Source organism: Shewanella sp. SR43-4 (assembly GCF_014163845.1).
Classification (GTDB): Bacteria; Pseudomonadota; Gammaproteobacteria; order Enterobacterales; family Shewanellaceae; genus Shewanella; species Shewanella vesiculosa.
In genome coordinates this window covers 88,074-111,177 of sequence record NZ_JACJEB010000007.1, presented here as the reverse complement: position 1 = coordinate 111,177, position 23,104 = coordinate 88,074, and the positions used below count along the sequence as shown (strand labels likewise).

Genomic DNA, 23,104 nt, shown 5'->3' with positions numbered 1-23,104 from the left:
CTGCGATTATTAACGTTAGACTACTACAACTTGTAACCAGTCGCCACTAGATAGACTTCCCGAGAGCGCGCTCTAGAGGAGTCTGGTTTTCGGGTTTTTACTACTTTGAATGCCTGCTTGACCGTTTTAATATAATCGTCAAAACCCTCCCCCTGAAAGACTTTAACAGCAAAACAGCCATTAGGCGTCAACACTTGATGACACATATCTAGCGCTAATTCAACTAAATACATAGCTCTTGGTTGATCAACAGCACCCGAACCACTCATGTTCGGAGCCATATCTGATAGTACCACATCCACTTTATCTTGACCTACACGCTCAAGCAATGCTTCGAGTACTTTGTTTTCTCTAAAATCACCTTGAAGGAAATCAACACCAACAATTGGGTCCATAGGTAAAATATCACAAGCAATCACTTTACCTCTGTCACCAACGAGTTTAACCGCAACTTGCGACCAACCACCTGGTGCTGCACCTAAATCAACAACTGTCATACCTTGTTTTATCAAGCTATCTTTTTGTTGTATCTCCTCTAACTTGAATGCTGCTCGTGAACGTAAGCCACGTTTTTGGGCCAGTTTCACATAGTGATCATCAAAGTGTTCTTGCATCCAGCGAGTTGAGCTCGCCGTACGTTTTTTTGTTGTCATTTAAATTCCGCAACGATTCAGAGTTACATAAGCTCTATATAAGGGTAGAATACCCGTTTTTCAACAGTAACTCAGCAAAAGTTGGCACAAATGAACTTAACAACCAAACAAAAACAGCATTTAAAAGGTCTGGCTCACAGTCTAAAACCAGTGGTGCTGCTTGGTGGCAATGGCCTAACTGAAGGTGTTCTGGCTGAAATTGATAGCGCTCTTACACATCATGAATTGATTAAAGTAAAAGTAGCCTCTGCTGACAGAGAGCTCAAAAATGCCATCGTTGACGCCATTATACGTGAAACCCAGTCTGCGAAAGTGCAACTAATCGGTCATGTTTTAGTCATTTTCCGTCATTCGGTCGAAATGAAGATTGCTTTGCCTAAAGCCAAATAGTTTCACATTCTTTTATTAAAAGCCGCTGAATTCAGCGGCTTTTTTATGGGAGATGAATTATCGTTAATCAGGGGTGATCAGATAATGGAACCTCTTGATAATGCTGCGCCTTTAAGCCTAAAAACTCAGGTAAAGTCGCGCCAATTGAAATTGATGACCAAGTGCCGGTTAAAATACCAATAAACATCGCGATAGAAAAACCTTCCAATGGCTCCCCTCCCATGATCCACAATGCTACAACGGTTAATAAGGTGGTCCCCGATGTAATCATAGTTCTAGAGAAAGTTGTTTTAACCGCTAAATTATTAATATCTGAAGTTTTCCATTGTAACTTAGCCACTAACTGTTCGCGGATCCTATCAGCAATAATAATCGAGTCATTGAGTGAATACCCCAAAATAGCTAAAATTGCTGCCAGAATAGTTAAATTAAATTCCATTTGGCTTAACGCAAAAAAAGCCAGCACAAACACCACATCATGTACTAAAGCCAATAACGCACCTGAAGCTAAGCGCCATTCAAAACGAAAACTTAAATACCCCATAATACATAGCATAGCGATTAGCAGAGCTATGCTGCCTTGCTCAACTAACTCTTGGCCTACTTGAGGTCCAACGATGCTGCTGTTTAACACAGTAATATCGGTATTTAATGGCGCTAAGACTTGTCGGAGTTCTGGACGAAGCTGCTCGTCGGGTATGTTGGCATAACGTAATACCCACCGTCCCGGTTCGCTGGCGGAAATAACACTCACGTCTTGTTGGTAGGCGGCGGTCATTAGTGGCTGTATCTCACTGGCCGTAATACGATGGTCAAGTTGAATTTCTGTAACCACTCCGCCAGTAAAATCTAAGCCCCAATTAAACCCCTTTACACCAATTACGCTTAGGGACACCAGCATCAACACGATAGAAAGTATACTTGAGATGTAGCGCCATTTGGTGAGGTATTTTAGTTTACCTGTTTCTAGTGAGTTATTTATACTTGTTGAGTTCATAGTATTACACCTTAATTGCGCGGCGAGTGTCGCGGCCATAAACTAAATTGATTAATGCTCTCGAGGCAAAAATGCCGGTAAACATGCTGGTTAATAGCCCTAACCCTAAGGTCAATGCAAAGCCTTGAATAGGGCCATTACCAATAGAGAACAGCACAACGGCGGTGATCATAGTGGTAAAATTAGCATCAAATATGGTTGAGAATGCACTATCAAATCCCACATCTATAGCGCTGGCAAAGCTGCGACCCTCAGCTAGCTTTTCTTTTATTCGCTCAAAAATAAGCACATTAGTATCAACCGCCATACCAACAGTAAGCACTAACCCCGCAATACCAGGTAAGGTTAATACAGCCCCTGGAATGAGGGCTAATAAGCCAAATAACATCGTCATGTTGGCGATTAACGCCACATTAGCAATCCAGCCTAAACGGCGATACCAACAGGCCATAAACAATAATGTTACTGACATACCTAATGCTAACGCTGCAAATCCATTGACAATGTTTTCAGCACCTAAGCTTGGTCCTATTGTGCGTTCTTCTACAATCGTCACCGGTGCTGTCATGGAACCTGCTCTTAGCAATAACGCAAGCTGCTGTGCCTCTTGATGGCTGCCTGAACCGGTAATTTCAAACCGATTACCCAGTTGACTTTGTATGGTGGCAACACTAATGATTTGCGTTGTTTGTCGAGCTTTACCCGCTTCATCTCGGCTATATTCACTGTATGCGGTCGCCATAGGTTTACCTATGTTGTCGCGCGAGAAATCAGACATTAACTTACCGCCTGCAGCGTCGAGACTAATATTGACTTTCGCCATGCCAAAATCACCAGTAGTCGCTCTAGCATCAATAATATGATCGCCTCCCAGTACTGGCTTTCTTGATACGTACACGGGTTTATCATGTTGGTCGTTAATGACCACAGCGTTTACAGAACCCGTTGGCAGTACAGGATAAAAAGCTAAACTGGCCGTTGCACCAATAACGTTTTTAGCTGTGGCAGGATCTTGTACTCCAGGTAACTCAATACGGATCCTATGATCACCTTGGCGTTGAACGAGCGCTTCGGTTATCCCCAGTTCCTCTATCCGGCTACGCATAATTTGCAAGTTTTGCTGCACAGTCACATTGGTCAATTTAAGTTGTTCATGTTGAGACAAACTAACAGTGAGTATTTGTTGGTGACCACTTACTTGCCATAATGGATACTGCTGTGCAATAAATTGTCTTAGCTGGGCTCGAGACGGTTCATCAGCAATCTCAATACTCAATGTAGCGCCATCACCAGAACGAACCATAACGTTACTGATATGCTGATCAGCAGCAAATTGCTTCACGGCATCACCAAGCATAATCGCCTGGTTTTGAAACACTAAATCGAGATCTACATCCAATAAAAATTGTACTCCACCGCGTAAATCTAAACCCAGCTTTATCGGTTTAACACCTAGGTTTAATAGCCAGTGAGGTGCAGCAGGCGCTAAGGCTAATGTCACTTGAGCTTGATGCTTAAACTGCTCAGCTAAAGCCTTTTTAGCTTGGGCCTGCATATCAGGGTTATCTAGCACCACCAGTAAACTATCTTGTTGTTGCTCAATACGTTTACTCTTTATGCCTACCTGGTGTAGCGCATAATCAACTTGTTCTGCTGTTATCGATTGGCTTGGCTTTACACCAAGTTGTACAGCAGGATCTTCGCCATACCAAGATGGTAATGCGCTCATAAATAAGATGATTAATGTGGTAATTAATAACCAGTATTTCCATTGAGAATAATGATTTAGCTGTTTCGTTTTTGATTTCATAACTCTTGATCTCACTAGATCGAGGCTATTTAAGCCACGATAAAAATGCATAGCGAGTGATGAGGCGCAATTGACCTAACCCATCGACCCACAGTAAAACTCATTAGCAAAGCTAATGGCGTTTATCATCAAGGCAGAATATGGCTAACAGGTATGGGAATGGACGAAAAGTAAATTAGACTCTTTCCAGGCGGAAAGTCTTGAAGGAGCTGAAGCCGTGGATAAAACCCAGTCCAATTGCGGACTAAAGTTAATTTGATACCCTATGGTTAAACTTGGAACAGGTGGAGATATAAATTCGTAAGCCAATAAATAATTGGGCTTTAATTCATCAGACTCGTGTTGAACAATACTGATATATCGCGACGAATAAGTGGGCACATAATGAATGTCTTTAGAATTAGATTCTGCAGAGATAGAGTTGGTTGAAGAGATATTACCAACATAGCCCAGCAGTGAACTATTACCATCGATGAGAGTGTGATTTAACGCGGTAATACTATTTGCATCATGACGGTCAATTGAACGATCAATGCCTTTGACTGACGACAGGATAATATCAACGTTAGCTGAACTCATTGGTTGATCACACATACTATCATCTGAGTGTGTGTCGATATTATAAGAACAAGAATGTGCCGTAGTCGTGGTAAATGGCAACGATGCTAAAACCAACACACGGCTATTGATGAGGAAGATTGAACACAACCCCACAATTACCAGCATTAGTAGTATACGAGCCCACGGAAACGTCATAATGACCTTATTTAATCAAGCAATTCAGATACACAATCTGCATATTCTATTTTTACATCATCACAAGATGATTTTTAAACCTATATTTTAAACGTAATATTGCAAAGCATATTAGGCTTCATACGGTAAAATGTAACAGCATTGTAAACTAAATGGATGATATCCATTGCACCTTTAATGTGCAAATGAATTTTTTTACATGTTTTATCGTCATCAGCACATAGGTACTGTATTTTATGACAATAAAAAAGCACTAAACAGGATGCTATTTAGTGCTCGCTAAAGTGATGTGTTATTGATGTCGGTATTGAGTTGTGCAAAAAAATTTAATGCTTAATATTTGGTCATCAGCTTTAATATAATAGATAAAACATACTGTTAAATATTAGTTATGCTCAATAACAATCCACACTTAAAGATATTTAACGGCAATGACTTCATAGTCAGTCAAACCACCTGGAGTGGTAATCGAGACTTCATCGCCTTCACTTTTGCCAATTAACCCACGTGCAATCGGTGAATTAACAGAAATTAAATTTTGCTTAATATCAGCTTCATCATCACCAACAATGCGATAAGTCACTTCAGCATCAGTATCGATATTTAAAATAGTCACTGTCGTACCAAAAATCACTCGGCCAGTATTTTCTAATTTGGTAACATCAATGATTTGAGCGTTAGACAACTTACCTTCAATGTCACGAATACGCGCTTCACAAATACCCTGATCTTCACGGGCAGCGTGATATTCAGCATTTTCTTTTAAATCACCTAATTCACGAGCAGAAGCAATTGCTTCGGTAATTTTTGGGCGGCGATCGAACTTTAAAAATTCAACTTCTTTACGTAATTGATCTGCGCCAACTACCGTCATTGGGACCTTACTCATAATGTCTTTGTCTCCTTTAAAAACAAAAGCATCCCGTGCTGACGAAAGTCAACACAGTAAAAATTCAGTTGGAAGTACGCAATCGACTTAGCGTACGTATCTAGGATGCATCTTTTCGATGATGTCTGACAGCTTACCTAAGCTTTTACAGACTTGCTAGTCATCCATCATCAAAATGTCATAAAAAAGGTCGCCAAAAGGCGACCTTAGTCATTCCTTCGCAATAAAAACTAACTTTTTATGCGTTTGTGCAGTTCTTGCAAAGATGTCACCTTGATACGATCATCTGCTGAATGCGCCAAACAGGTCGCAAAGGCAGCATTTAATGTCGTCGTGTAATTCACTTTGTAGCGCAATGCTCCACGACGGATCTGGCGAGAATCTTCAATTGCTTGACGACCTTCAGTAGTGTTAACAATGTAGGTATATTCACCATTTTTAATACGATCAAGAATGTGTGGACGACCTTCATGTACTTTGTTAACTAAGCGAGGATTAATCCCTGCTTCACCTAAAATAATCGCAGTGCCGTGAGTGGCATCAATTTCATAGCCTAACTCAATCAGCTTAGAGGCTAAGTCAGCAACACGTTTTTTATCACTGTTACGAACAGAGAGTAACGCACGCCCAGACTTAGGCACTTCAGATGTGGCACCAAGCTGTGCTTTAGCATAGGCTTCAGCAAATGTATCACCCACGCCCATCACTTCACCCGTTGAGCGCATTTCTGGGCCTAAGAGTGGATCAACGCCTGGGAATTTATTAAACGGCAATACAACTTCTTTTACCGAGAAATAAGGTGGGATCACTTCTTTGGTAAAGTTTTGTGAAATTAAGCTTTGACCAGCCATCACACGTGCAGCAATTTTAGCTAAAGGAACGCCTGTTGCTTTAGATACAAATGGCACGGTACGGGCAGCGCGCGGGTTAACTTCAATCATGTAGATTTCGTTATCTTTTACCGCAAATTGCACGTTCATTAAGCCGATTACGCCTAACTCAAAAGCCAGTTTTGACACTTGCTCGCGCATTCTCGCCTGAACATCAGCACTTAAGGTGTAAGGCGGTAATGAACAACCTGAGTCACCAGAGTGAACACCTGCTTGTTCAATATGCTCCATAATAGCGCCAACAACCACGGTTTCGCCGTCACATACAGCATCAATATCGACTTCAATCGCATCATCTAAGAAGTGATCGAGTAATACAGGCGATGCATTAGACACTTTAACGGCTTCATTGAAGTAACGCAGTAAATCTTGCTTGTCGTAGACGATTTCCATCGCACGACCGCCCAATACATAAGATGGACGCACCACTAACGGATAACCAATTTTTTCAGCTTCAATCACCGCACTTTCAACAGTCGTTACAGTGGCATTTTCTGGCTGCTTCATGTTTAAACGTTGAATTGCTTGTTGGAAACGTTCACGGTCTTCTGCACGGTCAATCGCATCAGGGCTAGTACCAATAATTGGCACACCTGCGGCTTCTAACTCACGCGCGAGTTTAAGCGGAGTTTGACCACCGTATTGAACAATAACGCCTTTTGGCTTTTCGATACGCACGATTTCGAGCACGTCTTCCAAGGTGACAGGTTCAAAGTATAGGCGATCAGATGTATCGTAGTCGGTTGATACGGTTTCAGGGTTACAGTTAACCATGATGGTTTCATAACCGTCTTCACGTAAGGCTAATGCAGCATGCACACAACAGTAATCAAACTCAATACCTTGACCAATACGGTTTGGACCACCGCCCAGAATCATGATCTTTTCACGGTTCGATGGGTTAGCTTCACATTCTTCTTCGTACGTTGAATACATGTACGCGGTATCGGTTGAGAATTCAGCAGCACAAGTATCGACTCGCTTATAAACTGGGTAAATTTCATGTCGATAACGTAGTTTACGAATCTCGTTTTCATTGACACCTAACACAGCAGCTAAACGCGCATCAGAGAACCCTTTACGCTTTAATTGACGTAAATAGTTTTGCTCTAAACCTGACATACCAAGCTCAGCCACTTTGGCTTCATGGGTAATCAAATCTTCAATTTGAACCAAGAACCAATGGTCGACATTCGTCAACGTGAAGATTTCGTCACGGCTTAAACCGGCACGAAATGCATCAGCTATGTACCAAATGCGGTCACAACCTGGCTCTTTAAGTTCATGACGAATACGTTGCATGGCTTCTGGTGATTGTAAATCCACCACAGAATCAAAACCGTTACGACCCACTTCAAGTCCGCGTAACGCTTTTTGCAATGACTCTTGGAAAGTACGGCCGATTGCCATGACTTCACCAACAGACTTCATTTGAGTGGTTAAACGGTCGTTTGCACCGGCAAACTTTTCAAAGTTAAAGCGCGGTATTTTAGTCACAACATAGTCGATAGCAGGTTCAAACGATGCTGGTGTTTTACCGCCAGTAATGTCGTTGCTTAGCTCGTCTAAAGTGTAACCCACAGCTAATTTAGCCGCGATTTTAGCAATCGGGAAACCGGTTGCTTTAGAGGCCAATGCTGATGAGCGAGATACCCGTGGATTCATCTCAATAATGACCATGCGGCCAGTATTAGGACAAATACCAAATTGTACGTTTGAGCCACCGGTTTCAACACCAATTTCACGCAGTACCGCTATCGAAGCGTTACGCATTAATTGATATTCTTTGTCGGTTAGCGTTTGTGCTGGAGCGACAGTGATTGAATCACCGGTGTGAACCCCCATCGCATCGAAGTTTTCGATAGTACAGACGATAATGCAGTTATCGTTGCGGTCACGAACCACTTCCATTTCATATTCTTTCCAACCAATTAATGATTCATCGATCAATAATTCGTTAGTTGGCGACAAATCTAAGCCTTGAGAACAAATCTCTTCAAACTCTTCTTTGTTGTAGGCAATACCACCGCCGCTGCCACCCATGGTGAAAGACGGACGAATAATACAGGGGAAGCCCACCATATCTAATACGCCATAAGCTTCATCCATGTTATGAGCAATACCCGCACGCGGGCAGTCTAAACCAATGGATTTCATCGCTTTGTCGAAACGACTACGGTCTTCAGCTTTATCAATCGCATCTGCTGTCGCACCAATCATTTCAACATTAAACTCTTTTAGTACGCCTTTTGCTTCAAGCTGAAGTGCGCAGTTCAGTGCGGTTTGTCCACCCATAGTCGGGAGAATGGCATCTGGACGCTCTTTGGCAATAATGTTGCGTACGACTTCCCAATGAATTGGCTCGACATAGGTTGCATCGGCCATTTCTGGGTCGGTCATAATCGTTGCTGGATTAGAGTTGACCAGAATAACGCGATAGCCTTCTTCACGAAGTGCTTTACAAGCTTGCGCACCTGAATAATCAAACTCACACGCCTGACCAATAACAATTGGACCGGCACCTAGGATAAGAATACTTTTTATATCTGTACGTTTTGGCATTGCTTCTGTCTTCTCCCAGATAACTACTTGGCGTGCTGACGGTATTGTTCTATAAGCTCGATGAAATGATCGAACAGAGGCGCGGCATCGGTTGGCCCAGGGCTCGCTTCAGGGTGACCCTGGAAGCTAAATGCGGGTTTATCCGTTAGATGAATGCCTTGTAATGATCCATCAAATAACGATTTATGCGTCACCTTGATATTAGCAGGTAGCGTGGTTTCATCAGCAGCAAAACCGTGGTTTTGACTGGTGATCATCACGTTGCCTTTTTCAACATTGCTCACTGGGTGGTTTGCACCATGGTGACCAAATTTCATCTTTAAGGTTTTTGCGCCTGAGGCTAATGCTAATAGTTGATGGCCAAGACAAATACCAAAAACAGGGATTTCTGTTTTCAAAATTTGCTGGATGGCGGTAATCGCGTAATCACATGGCTCAGGGTCGCCAGGACCATTTGACAGAAATACTCCATCAGGATTCATCGCAAGTACGTCTGCAGCAGAAGTTTGCGCAGGTACCACAGTGACATCACAACCACGGTCAACCAACATACGTAAAATATTACGTTTTACACCGTAATCGTAGGCAACAATTTTATATTTGAGTTCAGCTTCTGGCGTTTCAGACGGTAAACCACCGACTAATTTCCAGCTACCATTGCGCCATGTATAGGCTTTATCGGTAGTCACTTCTTTAGCTAAATCCATACCTTTTAGGCCTGGAAATGCTTTTGCCGCTGCAAGTGCCTTCGCTTCATCTAGGTTGCCGACCATAATACAACCGGCTTGAGCGCCTTTTTCACGCAAAATACGAGTTAGTTTGCGAGTATCAATATCAGCGATACCAACGACATTATTTGCTTTTAAATAATCGCTTAATGATTGTTGGTTACGAAAATTACTCGCCATAAGCGGTAAGTCACGAATGATTAAGCCACATGCATGAACCGAATCCGATTCAGTGTCTTCATCATTAGTACCTGTGTTACCGATGTGAGGATAGGTTAATGTTACTATTTGGCGTGAATATGAAGGATCCGTAAGAATCTCTTGATAACCTGTCATTGAAGTATTAAATACCACTTCACCAACAGAGATACCGGTAGCACCAATTGCGGTACCAGAGAATACGGTTCCATCTTCGAGTACGAGTAAGGCAGACTGTGTCAACGCGACCTCCAGAAAAGAGCCAAGCCACTTAAATTATGTGTTTTTTATTTTGCACTAAAAATACCAATTTCCGTTAAATTACGAAATTTTGGCAAATTCTAGCAATTGTATAAGAAATTCGTTTTTACGTCTATATTTTGCAAGATTGTTTTCAAAAAAAAACACCAACGAATGGTGTTTTTAGTCGCTAATTCAACCCTAGTACTTGCTGCATGTCGTATAGACCAGCATTTTGATCTGAGAGCCAAAAAGCCGCTCTCATAGCCCCATTCGCAAAGGTCATTCTGCTCGATGCTTTGTGGGTTATTTCTAACCGCTCGCCTATGTCAGCAAACATAGCGGTATGTTCACCAACAATATCACCAGCGCGAACAGTAGCAAAACCTATGGTATTACGGTCGCGTTCACCAGTAATACCTTCACGTCCAAATACCGCACATTGGTCTAAATCACGGCCTAATGTTTGAGCAATAATCTCACCCATTTTGAGCGCGGTGCCTGACGGTGCATCTTTTTTATGACGATGATGAGCTTCGATTATTTCGATATCGGTATAATCACCCATCACTTCAGTGGCAAGTGCAAGTAACTTCCACATCACATTAACACCAACAGACATATTAGGTGCTAACACCACAGGTACTTGTTCTGAATAGGCACCAATGAGCTCTTTTTGAGCATGATTGAACCCAGTTGTACCGATGACAATGGCTTTGTGATTTTTAGCACACCAATCAAGATGAATGATTGAAGACTCTGGTGAGGTAAAATCAATCAGAACGTCAAAATCATTCACTACGTTATCTAGTGAATCGGTAATAACAACGTCCATTGCACCAACACCAGCAAGCACACCGGCATCAATACCGACTAAACTAGAGCCTGTACGATCTATCGCTGCGCCAAGTACGATGACTTGTTGCTGTCTAGCAGATTCAATCAGTGTACGGCCCATACGGCCACTGGCACCAACTACAGCAATTCTCACTTTTGCAGTCATTTATTTCTCCCAGTGTTAACTAAAGATAAACCTAAAAACAGCATATACAAAAACGCCTAAGTTAACTTAGGCGTTTTTAATAACTAGATAATTTCTAACAATTCAACTTCGAAGACCAAAGCTGAATAAGGCGGGATTGAAGCACCCGCGCCACGCTCACCATAAGCCAAGTGATGCGGGACATATAATTTAAGCTTAGTGCCAACAGGCATTAGCTGTAATGCCTCAGTCCAACCAGCTATCACACCTGATACCGGGAACTCAGCAGGCTGACCACGAGCAACAGAGCTGTCGAAAACATCACCACTGATAAATGTACCATGGTAGTGAGTACGTACAGTTGAATCATAGGTAGGCTTTTCGCCGTCACCTTGAACAAGTACTTCGTATTGAAGACCAGACTCAGTAATCGTAATACCGTCACGCTTAGCGTTTTCAGCTAAGAATGTTTCGCCTTCAGCAGCAGCGGCTTCAGCAGCAGCTTCTTGAGCTTCTTGTAAACGACGACTAATTTCAGTAAATGCAACTTGAAGCTCTTCCATTGATACTGCACTTTCTTTACCGGCAAATGCATCAGCAAGACCAGCTTGAACAGCCGGGATATCAATACCTTCAAAAGAGTTTGCCGCTAGCTGCTCGCCCATTTGACGACCTACACCGTAGCTAGCATGCTGTTCCATAGTGCTGAACAAATCTGACATAATAATTTTCTCTCAATAAACATAAAAAATTCGCACCAGAGTTTATCACAATAAACTCCGTCAATGTTGGCAAAAAACGCTATTTAACTTGAGCAATTTTACACTCAGTCAAAGACTGTTTTCTTGCCTGTGTATAAAGCGGCATCACTTGATTTTGCGCCGCTTGTAAGTCTTCAATTCGATGACTGTGTGACGGATGAGTCGACAACAGCTCAGGCCCTTGTGCACCACCAGCCTTGGACATATTTTGCCACAAAGCAATGCTTTGCGCCGGATTAAATCCCGCTTTAGCCATTAGCTCTAAACCTACAATATCAGCTTCAGACTCTTGACTGCGGCCAAAGGGTAAAATAATGCCGACTTTTGCCCCTAAGCCAAGTCCTGCCATGTACAGATCTTTATTAGCAATTCCAGATGCGCCTATCGCTGCATCGGCGGCTTGCATACCCAAACCAGTAAGCTGGGCGCGAGATACTTGCTCATTCCCATGTTGCGCTAACACATGTGCCACTTCATGCCCCATCACAGTAGCAAGTTGATCTTGATTAACGGCGACCTTCAATAAACCGGTATAGACACCAATATGACCGCCCGGTAATGCAAAAGCATTAACCTGGTCTGAATCAAATACCACTACGTCCCATTGTTGGGACTGATCAGGTAATACTGCTGTGATACGTTTAGCAATACAATTGACATAGTCAGTTTGGGCTTTATTTTGACTTATTTTTTCACTTTGTTTCATTGCCTCAAACGACTGCCCCCCCATTTGCTGCATCTGTGTATCAGAAAACAATAAGGTTTGCCCTCGCCCCGTGGGCGATTGACTATTGACACAGCCCACTAATAAAGCAGCAACAAATAGGGTTAGTGCGAGAGGTTTCATGTTGTCATCCCTTAAACATTATTGAGTCAAAAAGCTAATCCAGCATTAACTTATTTTATACCAGTGTTTAGCGCGAATTCATCACTTACAATATCAAATCTCAGCTCGTATTAACGGGTCGGCTTGCGTTTGGTAAAATCACTAATGCTGCGTTTGTTAGCTGTACGACGATTAGCTTGTTTATCGCGAGGCGCTCGCTTACTGGCTTCGCTCGTTGGCTTATCTGTTACGGCAAAACCAGCGAGTTCAGTTAACGGTAACGCTTGCCTTGTTAACAGCCTAATAGCATCCAAGCTTAATAACTCAGCATGACTCACTAATGACAAGGCAACACCACTTAATCCTGCCCGAGCAGTTCGTCCTATACGATGTACATATACAGCGGCCTGGCTAGGTAAATCAACATTTATGACCACAGGTAGAGCGTCAATATGGATACCACGAGATAATACATCGGTAGCCACTAGTACTGTTAACTGTTGATTTTTAAACTGCTCCAAAGTATGGCTTCGTACAGCTTGTTCTTTATCACCATGAAGTGCCGCGGCATTAATACCCGCTTTGACTAATTTTTTACATAATGAATCGACATCATCTTTAGCATTAACAAATACCAACACCTGTGACCATTGGTGCAAAGTAATTAAGTGGATCAGTGCTTTTGCTTTACTGCCTTTATTTACATGATATAAGGTTTGAGCGATATCAGCCACAGCACTATTGATCACATGCGCCTGAATACGCACGTGTGCTGTCGTCAAAACTTGCTCGGCTAATGTGGTTAATGGCTCAGGCAATGTGGCCGAAAACAATAAACGCTGCCCAGTTGGCATCATTGCGATTAGCGCATTAATGTCGCCAATAAAACCCATGTCCAGTAATCTATCTGCTTCATCAAGCACTAAGCTTTGCAGATGTTCAAACTGAATAACACCTTGCTGCGCTAACGCTAATAAGCGCCCTGGGGTCGCAACAATAAGGTTAGCAGGTTGTGTCAATCGCTCTACCTGCAATTCAATTGCTTGGCCGCCGCATAGTATATCGACGCGTAAATTTAATGTTTGCGCTAACGGGGCTAAATCCTGCGTCACTTGTGAAGCTAATTCTCGGGTTGGCACTATGACCACCGCAGAAAGACCAACCTCTGGAGACAGACTCAAGCGCTGTAAAAGTGGTAAACCATAAGCATAGGTTTTACCGCTACCGGTTTGCGCCAATGCCAAGACATCTTGCCCAGCCAATATTGCAGGGATCGCTAATTGCTGAACGCGACTAGGCTCAGTCACTGCTGACGGTAATGCGGTTAATAATGTTGGATTGAGCTGAAATACGGAAAATGACATACATAACGCCTAATGGTAAAAAAAAACAGCTAAATAAGTTGCTAAAAAATTGTATCGCTAAAAATGTGTTCGCCATGAACTAGACAGACATTGACGTCATCTGCAGAGCTAACATGTCACCTTTTAGTACCTGATTATACCTGTCAATAAAAAAGGCTGTTTACCTAAAGTAAACAGCCTTTCATGATAGTCACGTTTAATGGAACGATACTAACTGTTTAAGTCTTGAAAAAACTTTTTTACGCCATCAAAAAAACCTTCCGCTTTAGGGCTGTGCTTTTTTGACTCGCCAGTTAAGGTCGCTTCAAACTCACGCAATAACTCTTTTTGTTTGTCATTCAAGTTAACCGGCGTTTCCATGACCACTTTACACAACAAGTCACCAACGGCATGGCTACGAACCGACTTAACCCCTTTACCACGCAAGCGGAACATACGCCCAGTTTGGGTTTCTGTTGGGATTTTAAGGCTAACTTTACCGTCTAATGTCGGTACTTCAATCTCGCCGCCTAATGCCGCTTTACTAAATGAAATAGGCACTTCACAGTATAAGTTATTGGCATCACGAGTAAAGATGGCATGTTCACGCACACTAACCTGCACATATAAATCGCCAGGAGGTGCACCAAACTCGCCCGCTTCACCTTCACCGGTTAAACGAATGCGATCGCCTGTATCAACACCGGCTGGAATTTTAACTGACAGAGTTTTGCTTTTCTCGACTCGGCCTTCGCCATGACATTTGCCACAAGGATCTTTAATAATTTTACCGCGACCATGACAAGTAGGACACGCTTGCTGAACAGCAAAGAAACCTTGGCGCATTTGCACTTGGCCTTGACCATGACAAGTGCCACATGTGGTTGCAGAGGTGCCTTTTTTAGCGCCACTACCATCACACAAATCACATGCAGCGAGTGTCGGAATGCGTAATTCTTTGGTTAAACCACGGACAGCTTCTTCTAAAGATAATTCAAGGTTGTAGCGTAAGTCACTACCACGTGCAGCCTGACGTTGACCACCGCGGCGACCGCCACCAAAAATATCACCAAAAACATCACCAAAGATATCGCCAAAATCACCTTGGCCACCGCCGTGTCCACCACGATTAGGATCGACGCCAGCATGACCAAATTGATCATATGCAGCTTTCTTGTCGCTGTCGGTTAAAATTTCGTACGCTTCTTTAATTTCTTTAAAGCTGGCTTCTGCGGCTTTATCACCCGGATTACGATCTGGGTGAAATTTCATCGCTAAGCGTTTGTACGCTTTTTTAATTTCGCGTTCACTGGTGTCACGTCCAACACCGAGAACTTCGTAATAATCACGCTTTGACATAGTGTTCTGTTTCTCGAAGGTGTGAGTAAGTTGTTAAACTTAATTTATACAAACGGGCGTGTGAGGATAGCCTCAACGCCCGCTTTTAAAGTAACTAACTGAAATGGTTAATTACTTTTTGTCGTCTTTAACTTCTTCGAACTCAGCATCAACAACATCATCAGCAGGCTTAGATTGGCCAGCATCTTGTGCTTGGCCTTCAGCTTCTCCTTGCGCTTTAGCTTGAGCAATTTCCATTAACTTAGCAGACGCTTCGATAAGAGCTTGAGTTGCAGTGTCCATTGCTTCTTTGTCTTTGCCTTTAATAGCCGTTTCTAAAGTTGCAATTGCCGCTTCAATCTTTTCTTTTTCATCGCTTGCTAAAGCATCACCGGCTTCTTCAACTTGTTTTCTAGTTGAATGAGCTAAACCATCGGCTTGATTACGCGCTTTAACTAACTCTTCAAATTTCGCATCTTCGTCAGCATGAGCTTCGGCATCACGTACCATTTGCTCTACTTCTTCATCAGACAAACCAGAAGAGGCTTTAATGGTAATGTTTTGTTTCTTACCTGTTTTCTTGTCTGTTGCAGACACATGTAAGATACCATCAGCATCGATGTCGAACATCACTTCAACTTGTGGCTGGCCACGTGGTGCAGGCTCAATACCTTCAAGGTTAAATTGACCTAAAGACTTGTTTGCACTCGCTTGCTTACGCTCACCTTGAAGTACGTGAATTGTCACGGCACTTTGGTTGTCGTCAGCGGTTGAGAATACTTGCTGAGCTTTAGTCGGGATAGTGGTGTTTTTATCGATAAGCTTAGTCATCACACTGCCCATGGTTTCAATACCAAGAGACAATGGTGTAACGTCAAGTAGCAATACGTCTTTCACTTCACCTGAAAGTACGCCAGCTTGAATCGCCGCGCCAACTGCAACCGCTTCATCAGGGTTGACGTCTTTACGTGGCTCTTTGCCGAAGAAGTTAGTTACCGCTTCTTGTACTTTAGGCATACGAGTTTGACCACCAACAAGAATCACTTCATTGATGTCTGATACTTTTAAATCAGCATCAGCTAGGGCAACTTTTAACGGCTCTAAAGTACGTTGAATTAAGTCTTCAACTAATGACTCTAATTTAGAGCGAGTAATTTTAACCACTAAATGTTTAGGACCTGATGCATCTGCAGTGATGTAAGGCAAGTTAACTTCAGTGTGGTTAGTGCTTGAAAGCTCGATTTTTGCTTTTTCAGCAGCTTCTTTCAAACGTTGCATCGCTAGAGGATCTCTACGAAGATCTAAGCCTTGGTCTTTCTTAAATTCGTCAGCTAAATAGTTGATTAAGCGGTTATCGAAATCTTCACCACCTAAATGAGTGTCACCATTGGTTGCTAACACTTCAAATGTTTGGTCACCATCATTACTGTCGATTTCGATGATAGAGATATCAAATGTACCACCACCTAAATCGTAAACGGCAACGACGTTGTCGCCTTGCTTCTTATCGATACCATAGGCAAGTGCAGCAGCTGTTGGTTCGTTGATGATACGCTTAACATCAAGACCTGCGATACGGCCAGCATCTTTAGTTGCTTGACGTTGTGAATCGTTAAAGTAAGCAGGAACAGTAATAACCGCTTCAGTCACTTCTTCACCTAAAAAGTCTTCAGCTGTCTTTTTCATCTTTTTCAAGATTTCAGCCGACACTTGTGGTGGTGCCATTTTATTACCACGAGACTCAACCCATGCATCACCGTTATCAGCGCCAATAATTTTGAATGGCATGATGTTCACATCACGTTGCACTTCATCGTCTTTAAAACGACGGCCGATTAAACGCTTAATCGCAAAAAATGTGTTTGCAGGGTTAGTAACAGCTTGACGCTTAGCAGGTTGGCCAACAATAATTTCATCATCGGTGTACGCGATGATTGAAGGGGTTGTGCGATCACCCTCTGCGTTTTCAATTACGCGTGCTTTGCCGCCATCAAGGACTGCTACACACGAGTTTGTTGTGCCTAAATCGATACCAATAATTTTGCCCATGGGGTCCTCCGAAATTGACGTTATTCGTCGCAAATATGTTATTTGATGTTGATATGGGGATGAACAACCAGTATTTCAAGCATTTTATTGCTTAACTTGAGATTCATATTAACCACTCATATCAGCCTTGATACCTATATTGGGACAGCAAAGTGAATTACAAGGGGAATGCTAAAAATTTATCGTGTTTTACTGATATTATTGACGCAGCATCAATGATGCGAAGGGGTTTTCTCTTCAACTAACAACAACAGCTTAAATAATTGTATTGTTGAGCTTACCACTGCAACGTGAGGCTAAACCGCCTGTTTATTTTATTTTGGTTAGCTGTAACAAGGCGCAAGCTTTGCCGTGTCTTTTACTATTACCTTAAGCCTTTTACGTCTTATAACAGCATAAACTGCTCGAATATTAGTCTCAAATAATCCAACGTTACTTAGGCAGTGATGACTGACCTTTGCAGCCGAGTTTACCGATGGCTAACATCAGCTAGCTCAGAGAGAATAGGCACTCGGGTATATTTTAATCCTCCCCATATTAGCTAACCATATCAGCAGAACTTATTGTCAGGATATTAAACAGCGTCAGACAAGCATTAAATAACGCTATTCATTTGATAAAAACACAACTAAAGTTATAAAAGTATCAAGGATGCTTAGAAAACAATCTAAATGCAATTAATTGAAGAGGTAGTAGGCAATGGGACTGCCAAGATGGAATTTAAGTGATAACACGGAACGTAAAATACGCATTATTATTTTAATCGTTGTGGCATTAATCCTTATCTATGAAAAGTTTTGTGGCATGAGCTCCACTCAATATCCAGCGATGTATTTAAGCGTGTTTTCACTGATAGCCACGTTTATGACCAATGCGGTACAGCGTCGCTATTTCACCTATGTAATGGAATACGCTCAAGCATTTAGAATTGTAGCCATATTAATGACCGGAGCATTTTTTGTGATTTGGTTGTTAACCACCTATGAACGCTTGAATGAATCCGCAATGCCAAGCCATCTTATTTATAATATGTAATGCGCTATTTGATTGTCAAAAACCAGCTCTACATTCACAAACTATCAATAATAAGGACGCTTAACAGCGCCCTTATTATCATGAAGACCATCACCCAATCAGTTATTGTCTACAAGTATAATCGCCCCAGGCGAGCCACTTATAAGTCGTCAAAGCATCTAACGCCATGGGACCACGAGCATGCAATTTTTGGGTACTCACGGCAACTTCTGCGCCAAGACCAAACTGTGAACCATCGGTAAAACGAGTACTGGCATTCACATACACTGCAGCGGAATCAACTTGATTCATAAAGTCGCTCGCGGTGTGAATGTTATCCGTTAAAATAGCCTCAGAGTGTCCTGTCGAATATTGACGAATATGCTCCACGGCTTCGTCAATATCATTGACCACTTTGATCCCTAACGTAAGTGATAACCACTCAGTTGAGAACGACTCATCATGCGCTGGAGTAACATCAAAACCTAGACCGTCAAGATAAGGTAAGGCAATGGCACAAGCATGGAAACGTACCCCAAGCGAATGTAAATGTGAGGCAATATTTGGAATAAATTCAGCGGCTACCTGTTGATGTATTAGCAATGTATCTAAGGCATTACACACTGTTGGGCGTTGCACTTTAGCGTTAGCAATCACATCTATTGCACGGACTAAATCGGCCTGTTTATCAACCAATAAATGACAGATGCCAATCCCACCTAGAATCACTGGAATACTCGATTGTTCAGCACACAACCGCTGCAGATTTTGTCCACCACGGGGGATAATCATATCGACATATTTGTCGAGCCTGAGCAAACCACTAACAAGACTACGCTCAGGTGAATCAATAAGCTGCACGGCATCTTTAGGTAAATCTAGGCTCACGAGTGCATCTCGAATGACTTCACTTAGCACTTTATTGGAGGTCAGGGTTTCTTTACCGCCGCGCAAAATCACAGCATTGCCAGTCTTTAACGCTAACACGGCGATATCAACGGTGACATTTGGCCGAGCCTCATAAATCACTCCCACCACCCCTAATGGAACACTGCGACGAGTTAAGCGTAAGCCGTTATCTAATACTCGACTTTCAGCTTCTTTACCGACAGGGTCAGCTAGGGCGATGACATTATCAATGTCAGCGATAATCCCGCCAAGCCGTCCTTCGTCCAGCATCAACCTATCTATCATGGCTTCGGTTAAACCACTTTGCTTCGCAGCAATGATATCTTGTGCATTGGCTTGTAAAATATCATCTTTACGCTGAGCTAAGTGATCGGCAATAGTTGCTAACAACAGGTTTTTCTGTTTTGCCGTTAAACTCGCTAAGATAAAACTGGCAGCTTTAGCGCGTTGGCCGAGTAGGGTTAAATATTCTGTTTCTGTGGCTGACATCTGCTTATCCTTAATTATCGAGTACGACCATATCATTGCGATGAACCACGGCATCCCCGTAGTTATAGCCGAGTAAACTTTCTATGTCATCAGAGTGTTTACCGCTAATTTTAATTAAATCATTGGCACAATAACGGCTAATGCCTTTAGCCAAAATCTTACCGATTTGATTCACGATCAGTAAAGTCGCACCGCGCTCAAAATGACCTTCTACATCAATAATACCTTTAGACAATAAGCTACGACCATTAGCAACTACAGCAACCGATGCTCCAGCATCTATGACTAATTTACCTTGCGAAGCTGGGCCGGCAAGGATCCATTGCTTGCGACTTTCTAATGGATTTTCTATGGCACTAAAATGAGTACCAACAGACTCTCTAGCCGCTACTCTGGCGATAACATCAGGATGATGACCGGAAGCTATGACCACTTCAATACCCGCACGGCGAGCCACATCGGCAGCTTCTAGTTTGGTTGCCATACCACCCGTTCCAAGTCCAGACACAGAACCGCCAGCTAACAAACGCAAACTGTCGTCGATATTAACAACTTGTTTAATCAACTGTGCTTCTGGATGCGTGCGCGGATCGGCATCAAATAAGCCTTTTTGGTCAGTCAGTAAGATCAGTAAATCAGCATCGCAAAGCAAGGCTGCACGGGCGGACAAATTATCATTATCACCCACCTTAATTTCATTGGTGGCAACGGCATCATTTTCATTAATGATCGGGATAATATTATGAGCTAATAATGCATTTAAAGTGTCACGGGCATTTAAATAACGTTCGCGATCTTGCAAATCAGCACGAGTTAACAATAACTGGCCAACATGTAAGCCGTAAATACTGAACAATTGTGACCACGCCAAAATTAACTGACTTTGACCTACAGCTGCAAGTAACTGTTTATTCGCCATAGTGTCGGGCAACACCGGATAATGTAAATGCTCTCGCCCAGCAGCTATTGCGCCCGATGTACACAATACAACTTCAACGCCTGAACGCATAAGCGAGGCCATTTGCCTGGCCAATTCAACCATATGTGCTTTATCGAGCTTTTTACTGCCAGATGTCAGCACGCTGGTGCCTAACTTAACTACTACGCGGCGATAACCCATTTATCTCACTCAGCTTGCAAAAAATATTCAGTTCATTTTTATACCCAATTCACTCGATAATTCATAGTGAAAGCCGCTAATAGTGGAATATTTATCGAGATTAACTATTTTCAGGTTAATAAATGGTTATCAAACAGTCTCTCATCCTGCTAACTCAGTTTCATTAAGCTTAAATAGCTTGGCTATTGGCGCCTTATTAGAAAAACAAAAAAAGGGCTAATAGCCCTTTTTTGTATTGGCCTAAGCCAATTTATAACCATTTACCCTATTGATGGGCAACGGATTAACTATAAATAAATTTCGCCACAAACAATGCTGCTACAACTAAAATACCTGAATTTAAATCTTTAAAACGTCCTGTCATCAATTTGATTGCAGCGTAAGAAATAAACCCAAGGCCAATAGCATTGGCAATAGAGAAAGTTAACGGCATTAATAAACATGTCACCACCACTGGAGCGGCTTCCGTTATATCTTCCCAATCAACATTCACCAGACCCGACATCATTAAAATAGCCACGTAAAACAAGGTACCAGTTGTTGCATAAGCTGGCACCATAGCAGCTAACGGCGATAAAAATAACGCCGCAACAAACAACAATCCAACCACCACAGCGGTTAAACCTGTGCGGCCGCCAGCACTTACCCCTGCAATACTTTCAATATAGCTAGTCGTCGTTGATGTACCCAATGCCGCACCGGTAATGGTGGCAACACTGTCTGCTGTTAATGCACGTTTAACTCGCGGCAAGCGGCCTTTTTCATCCAGTAATCCACCACGTTGTGCAACAGCAACTAAGGTGCCGGATGTATCGAATAAATCAACAAACAAAAAAGCAAAGACTACAGATAACATGCTAATTTCTAATACACTAGACAAGTCCATTTTCATGAATGTAGGAGCAATAGACGGTGGCATAGCAACTAAGCCTTGATACTGTACGTCACCAAAAATCATGCCGAGAGCCGTCACGATCAAAATACTAAAAATAACTGCCGCTTTCAGGCCACGATGCACCATAGCAATAATTAAGAAGAAACCTAACGCCGCCATCAAGGCTGGAAATGAGGTAATGTCACCCATAGTCACTAATGTTGCAGGACTTGCCACAACTATGCCGGCATTTTTTAAGCCAATTAATGCTAAAAATAAACCAATACCTGCCGCGATACCAAATCGCAATGACATAGGAATACAGTTAACAATCCACTCGCGGATCCTAACTAGAGATAGAATTAAGAAGCACACCCCAGACATGAACACCGCACCAAGGGCCGTTTCCCAGCTATAACCCATTTCACCTACTACAGTGTAAGTGAAAAAAGCATTAAGCCCCATACCAGGCGCTAATGCGATAGGGTAATTAGCCAATAAGCCCATAACTAAGCACCCTATGGCAGCGGCTAAACATGTGGCAACAAATACCGCACCATGATCCATTCCTGCATCAGCAAGCATCATAGGGTTGACGAAAATAATGTAGGCCATGGTTAAGAAAGTAGTAAGACCGGCTATCGCTTCTTGTTTAAGACTCGTGTTGTGTTGTTTAAGTTTAAATAATTTTTCTAACATGGAGCGAAGGTCCTTGGGCAAAGGTTAACGTTGAGTTTATCGTTTTAATCGTTACAGATGAGGATAAGGCATGCTTACATGCTAAGCCGACATCTTTACGCAGGATAGGTGTGAATCAGCGGGAAATTATAAGTACTTACGACCTTGATAGCTATCAATTGCCTTTTTATTGAAAGATTTCAGTTTTTTATATAACGCACTAACCAATTGGCTAAATTTCAGGTAAAAAAAAGCCTACTCAAAAGAGTAGGCAGACATGTTACAAGCATTCCGTATGGGGAAAGGAAAGCTAGCACCACTGAATGTGATGTGGTAATAAATCTATTAGTTTATTACCTTGTCTAAACCGTCAAACGAGACGAACAAAAGGTTGATGGATATTAAAACGACGTAAAGAGGGTCAATTCTTAACGTTTCATGGCGAATATACCGCCACGTAAAACTGTCACATCAGCAAACCAAGTGTTTTGCCAATAAAATTTGCTGCTACCTGTATAAGACATGGTCTTCTCCTGAATAAAGTTAAGTTGCATAAACCTAGTAAAGCTTGGCTCGGTTCCCTGGAACGTACATTTCTCAAATCCATT

Annotated in this window: 18 protein-coding genes; 2 read left to right on the top strand and 16 right to left on the bottom strand. The window is 42.4% G+C overall.

Annotated features, from left to right (window positions below; translation table 11 throughout):
• Positions 1-23 precede the first annotated feature (23 nt).
• On the bottom strand, positions 24-653 hold the full coding sequence (gene rlmE, locus H5123_RS09945; protein ID WP_182697859.1) for a 23S rRNA (uridine(2552)-2'-O)-methyltransferase RlmE: 630 nt from the start codon (positions 651-653) through the stop codon (positions 24-26).
• Positions 654-743: 90 nt separating this feature from the next.
• Here rlmE and yhbY point away from each other — a divergent pair, with 90 nt between their 5' ends.
• Positions 744-1,043: a ribosome assembly RNA-binding protein YhbY gene (gene yhbY / locus H5123_RS09940; RefSeq protein WP_182697858.1), complete on the top strand. Its 300-nt coding sequence runs from the start codon at positions 744-746 to the stop codon at positions 1,041-1,043.
• Positions 1,044-1,110: 67 nt separating this feature from the next.
• Here yhbY and secF read toward each other — a convergent pair whose 3' ends face one another.
• The 12 genes from secF to dnaK all read right to left on the bottom strand — a co-directional run bounded on the left by secF (position 1,111) and on the right by dnaK (position 17,412).
• On the bottom strand, positions 1,111-2,040 hold the full coding sequence (gene secF, locus H5123_RS09935) for a protein translocase subunit SecF (RefSeq protein ID WP_182697857.1): 930 nt from the start codon (positions 2,038-2,040) through the stop codon (positions 1,111-1,113).
• Positions 2,041-2,044: 4 nt separating this feature from the next.
• On the bottom strand, positions 2,045-3,850 hold the full coding sequence (secD, locus tag H5123_RS09930) for a protein translocase subunit SecD (RefSeq protein WP_182697856.1): 1,806 nt from the start codon (positions 3,848-3,850) through the stop codon (positions 2,045-2,047).
• A 144-nt stretch (positions 3,851-3,994) separates the two neighbouring features.
• Complete coding sequence (locus H5123_RS09925; protein ID WP_182697855.1) at positions 3,995-4,429, bottom strand: hypothetical protein; 435 nt, start codon at positions 4,427-4,429, stop codon at positions 3,995-3,997.
• Positions 4,430-5,018: 589 nt separating this feature from the next.
• Complete coding sequence (gene greA / locus H5123_RS09920) at positions 5,019-5,495, bottom strand: transcription elongation factor GreA (protein ID WP_124017648.1); 477 nt, start codon at positions 5,493-5,495, stop codon at positions 5,019-5,021.
• Positions 5,496-5,725: 230 nt separating this feature from the next.
• Positions 5,726-8,947 carry a carbamoyl-phosphate synthase large subunit gene (gene carB, locus H5123_RS09915; RefSeq protein ID WP_182697854.1) on the bottom strand — a complete coding sequence of 1,074 codons (3,222 nt, stop codon included), beginning with the start codon at positions 8,945-8,947 and terminating at the stop codon, positions 5,726-5,728.
• Between the two features lie 23 nt (positions 8,948-8,970).
• Positions 8,971-10,128, bottom strand: coding sequence for a glutamine-hydrolyzing carbamoyl-phosphate synthase small subunit (gene carA, locus H5123_RS09910; RefSeq protein ID WP_124017650.1), 1,158 nt, complete (start codon positions 10,126-10,128; stop codon positions 8,971-8,973).
• A 175-nt stretch (positions 10,129-10,303) separates the two neighbouring features.
• On the bottom strand, positions 10,304-11,116 hold the full coding sequence (gene dapB / locus H5123_RS09905; RefSeq protein WP_124017651.1) for a 4-hydroxy-tetrahydrodipicolinate reductase: 813 nt from the start codon (positions 11,114-11,116) through the stop codon (positions 10,304-10,306).
• 83 nt (positions 11,117-11,199) lie between these two features.
• Positions 11,200-11,817: an FKBP-type peptidyl-prolyl cis-trans isomerase gene (locus H5123_RS09900; RefSeq protein WP_124017652.1), complete on the bottom strand. Its 618-nt coding sequence runs from the start codon at positions 11,815-11,817 to the stop codon at positions 11,200-11,202.
• A 79-nt stretch (positions 11,818-11,896) separates the two neighbouring features.
• Positions 11,897-12,703: a M48 family metallopeptidase gene (locus H5123_RS09895; protein WP_182697853.1), complete on the bottom strand. Its 807-nt coding sequence runs from the start codon at positions 12,701-12,703 to the stop codon at positions 11,897-11,899.
• A gap of 110 nt (positions 12,704-12,813) precedes the next feature.
• A complete protein-coding gene (locus tag H5123_RS09890; protein ID WP_182697852.1) occupies positions 12,814-14,046 on the bottom strand; it encodes a DEAD/DEAH box helicase in 1,233 nt (410 codons plus the stop codon).
• 210 nt (positions 14,047-14,256) lie between these two features.
• Positions 14,257-15,384 carry a molecular chaperone DnaJ gene (gene dnaJ, locus H5123_RS09885; protein WP_124017655.1) on the bottom strand — a complete coding sequence of 376 codons (1,128 nt, stop codon included), beginning with the start codon at positions 15,382-15,384 and terminating at the stop codon, positions 14,257-14,259.
• Between the two features lie 111 nt (positions 15,385-15,495).
• On the bottom strand, positions 15,496-17,412 hold the full coding sequence (gene dnaK, locus H5123_RS09880) for a molecular chaperone DnaK (protein WP_124017656.1): 1,917 nt from the start codon (positions 17,410-17,412) through the stop codon (positions 15,496-15,498).
• 699 nt (positions 17,413-18,111) lie between these two features.
• Between dnaK and H5123_RS09875 the strand changes: the two genes are divergently transcribed.
• Positions 18,112-18,447 carry a hypothetical protein gene (locus tag H5123_RS09875; RefSeq protein ID WP_124017657.1) on the top strand — a complete coding sequence of 112 codons (336 nt, stop codon included), beginning with the start codon at positions 18,112-18,114 and terminating at the stop codon, positions 18,445-18,447.
• A 102-nt stretch (positions 18,448-18,549) separates the two neighbouring features.
• On the opposite strand, the gene H5123_RS09870 is transcribed toward H5123_RS09875, so the two are convergent.
• From H5123_RS09870 to H5123_RS09860, 3 genes are all read right to left on the bottom strand, one after another.
• Positions 18,550-19,824, bottom strand: a complete 1,275-nt coding sequence (locus H5123_RS09870; protein WP_182697851.1) for a glutamate-5-semialdehyde dehydrogenase — start codon at positions 19,822-19,824, stop codon at positions 18,550-18,552.
• A gap of 10 nt (positions 19,825-19,834) precedes the next feature.
• Complete coding sequence (proB, locus tag H5123_RS09865; protein WP_124017659.1) at positions 19,835-20,944, bottom strand: glutamate 5-kinase; 1,110 nt, start codon at positions 20,942-20,944, stop codon at positions 19,835-19,837.
• 283 nt (positions 20,945-21,227) lie between these two features.
• Entirely contained in the window at positions 21,228-22,517 is a 1,290-nt protein-coding gene (locus tag H5123_RS09860; protein WP_124017660.1) for an NCS2 family permease, read from the bottom strand.
• Between the last annotated feature and the right edge of the window lie 587 nt (positions 22,518-23,104).

What these genes read in the sequence shown, in the direction of transcription:
- rlmE (WP_182697859.1), bottom strand. Translation starts at nt 653, where the DNA reads ATGACAACAAAAAAACGTACGGCGAGCTCAACTCGCTGGATGCAAGAA.
- yhbY (WP_182697858.1), top strand. Translation starts at nt 744, where the DNA reads ATGAACTTAACAACCAAACAAAAACAGCATTTAAAAGGTCTGGCTCAC.
- secF (WP_182697857.1), bottom strand. Translation starts at nt 2,040, where the DNA reads ATGAACTCAACAAGTATAAATAACTCACTAGAAACAGGTAAACTAAAA.
- secD (WP_182697856.1), bottom strand. Translation starts at nt 3,850, where the DNA reads ATGAAATCAAAAACGAAACAGCTAAATCATTATTCTCAATGGAAATAC.
- H5123_RS09925 (WP_182697855.1), bottom strand. Translation starts at nt 4,429, where the DNA reads ATGAGTTCAGCTAACGTTGATATTATCCTGTCGTCAGTCAAAGGCATT.
- greA (WP_124017648.1), bottom strand. Translation starts at nt 5,495, where the DNA reads ATGAGTAAGGTCCCAATGACGGTAGTTGGCGCAGATCAATTACGTAAA.
- carB (WP_182697854.1), bottom strand. Translation starts at nt 8,947, where the DNA reads ATGCCAAAACGTACAGATATAAAAAGTATTCTTATCCTAGGTGCCGGT.
- dapB (WP_124017651.1), bottom strand. Translation starts at nt 11,116, where the DNA reads ATGACTGCAAAAGTGAGAATTGCTGTAGTTGGTGCCAGTGGCCGTATG.
- H5123_RS09900 (WP_124017652.1), bottom strand. Translation starts at nt 11,817, where the DNA reads ATGTCAGATTTGTTCAGCACTATGGAACAGCATGCTAGCTACGGTGTA.
- H5123_RS09895 (WP_182697853.1), bottom strand. Translation starts at nt 12,703, where the DNA reads ATGAAACCTCTCGCACTAACCCTATTTGTTGCTGCTTTATTAGTGGGC.
- H5123_RS09890 (WP_182697852.1), bottom strand. Translation starts at nt 14,046, where the DNA reads ATGTCATTTTCCGTATTTCAGCTCAATCCAACATTATTAACCGCATTA.
- dnaJ (WP_124017655.1), bottom strand. Translation starts at nt 15,384, where the DNA reads ATGTCAAAGCGTGATTATTACGAAGTTCTCGGTGTTGGACGTGACACC.
- dnaK (WP_124017656.1), bottom strand. Translation starts at nt 17,412, where the DNA reads ATGGGCAAAATTATTGGTATCGATTTAGGCACAACAAACTCGTGTGTA.
- H5123_RS09875 (WP_124017657.1), top strand. Translation starts at nt 18,112, where the DNA reads ATGGGACTGCCAAGATGGAATTTAAGTGATAACACGGAACGTAAAATA.
- H5123_RS09870 (WP_182697851.1), bottom strand. Translation starts at nt 19,824, where the DNA reads ATGTCAGCCACAGAAACAGAATATTTAACCCTACTCGGCCAACGCGCT.
- proB (WP_124017659.1), bottom strand. Translation starts at nt 20,944, where the DNA reads ATGGGTTATCGCCGCGTAGTAGTTAAGTTAGGCACCAGCGTGCTGACA.
- H5123_RS09860 (WP_124017660.1), bottom strand. Translation starts at nt 22,517, where the DNA reads ATGTTAGAAAAATTATTTAAACTTAAACAACACAACACGAGTCTTAAA.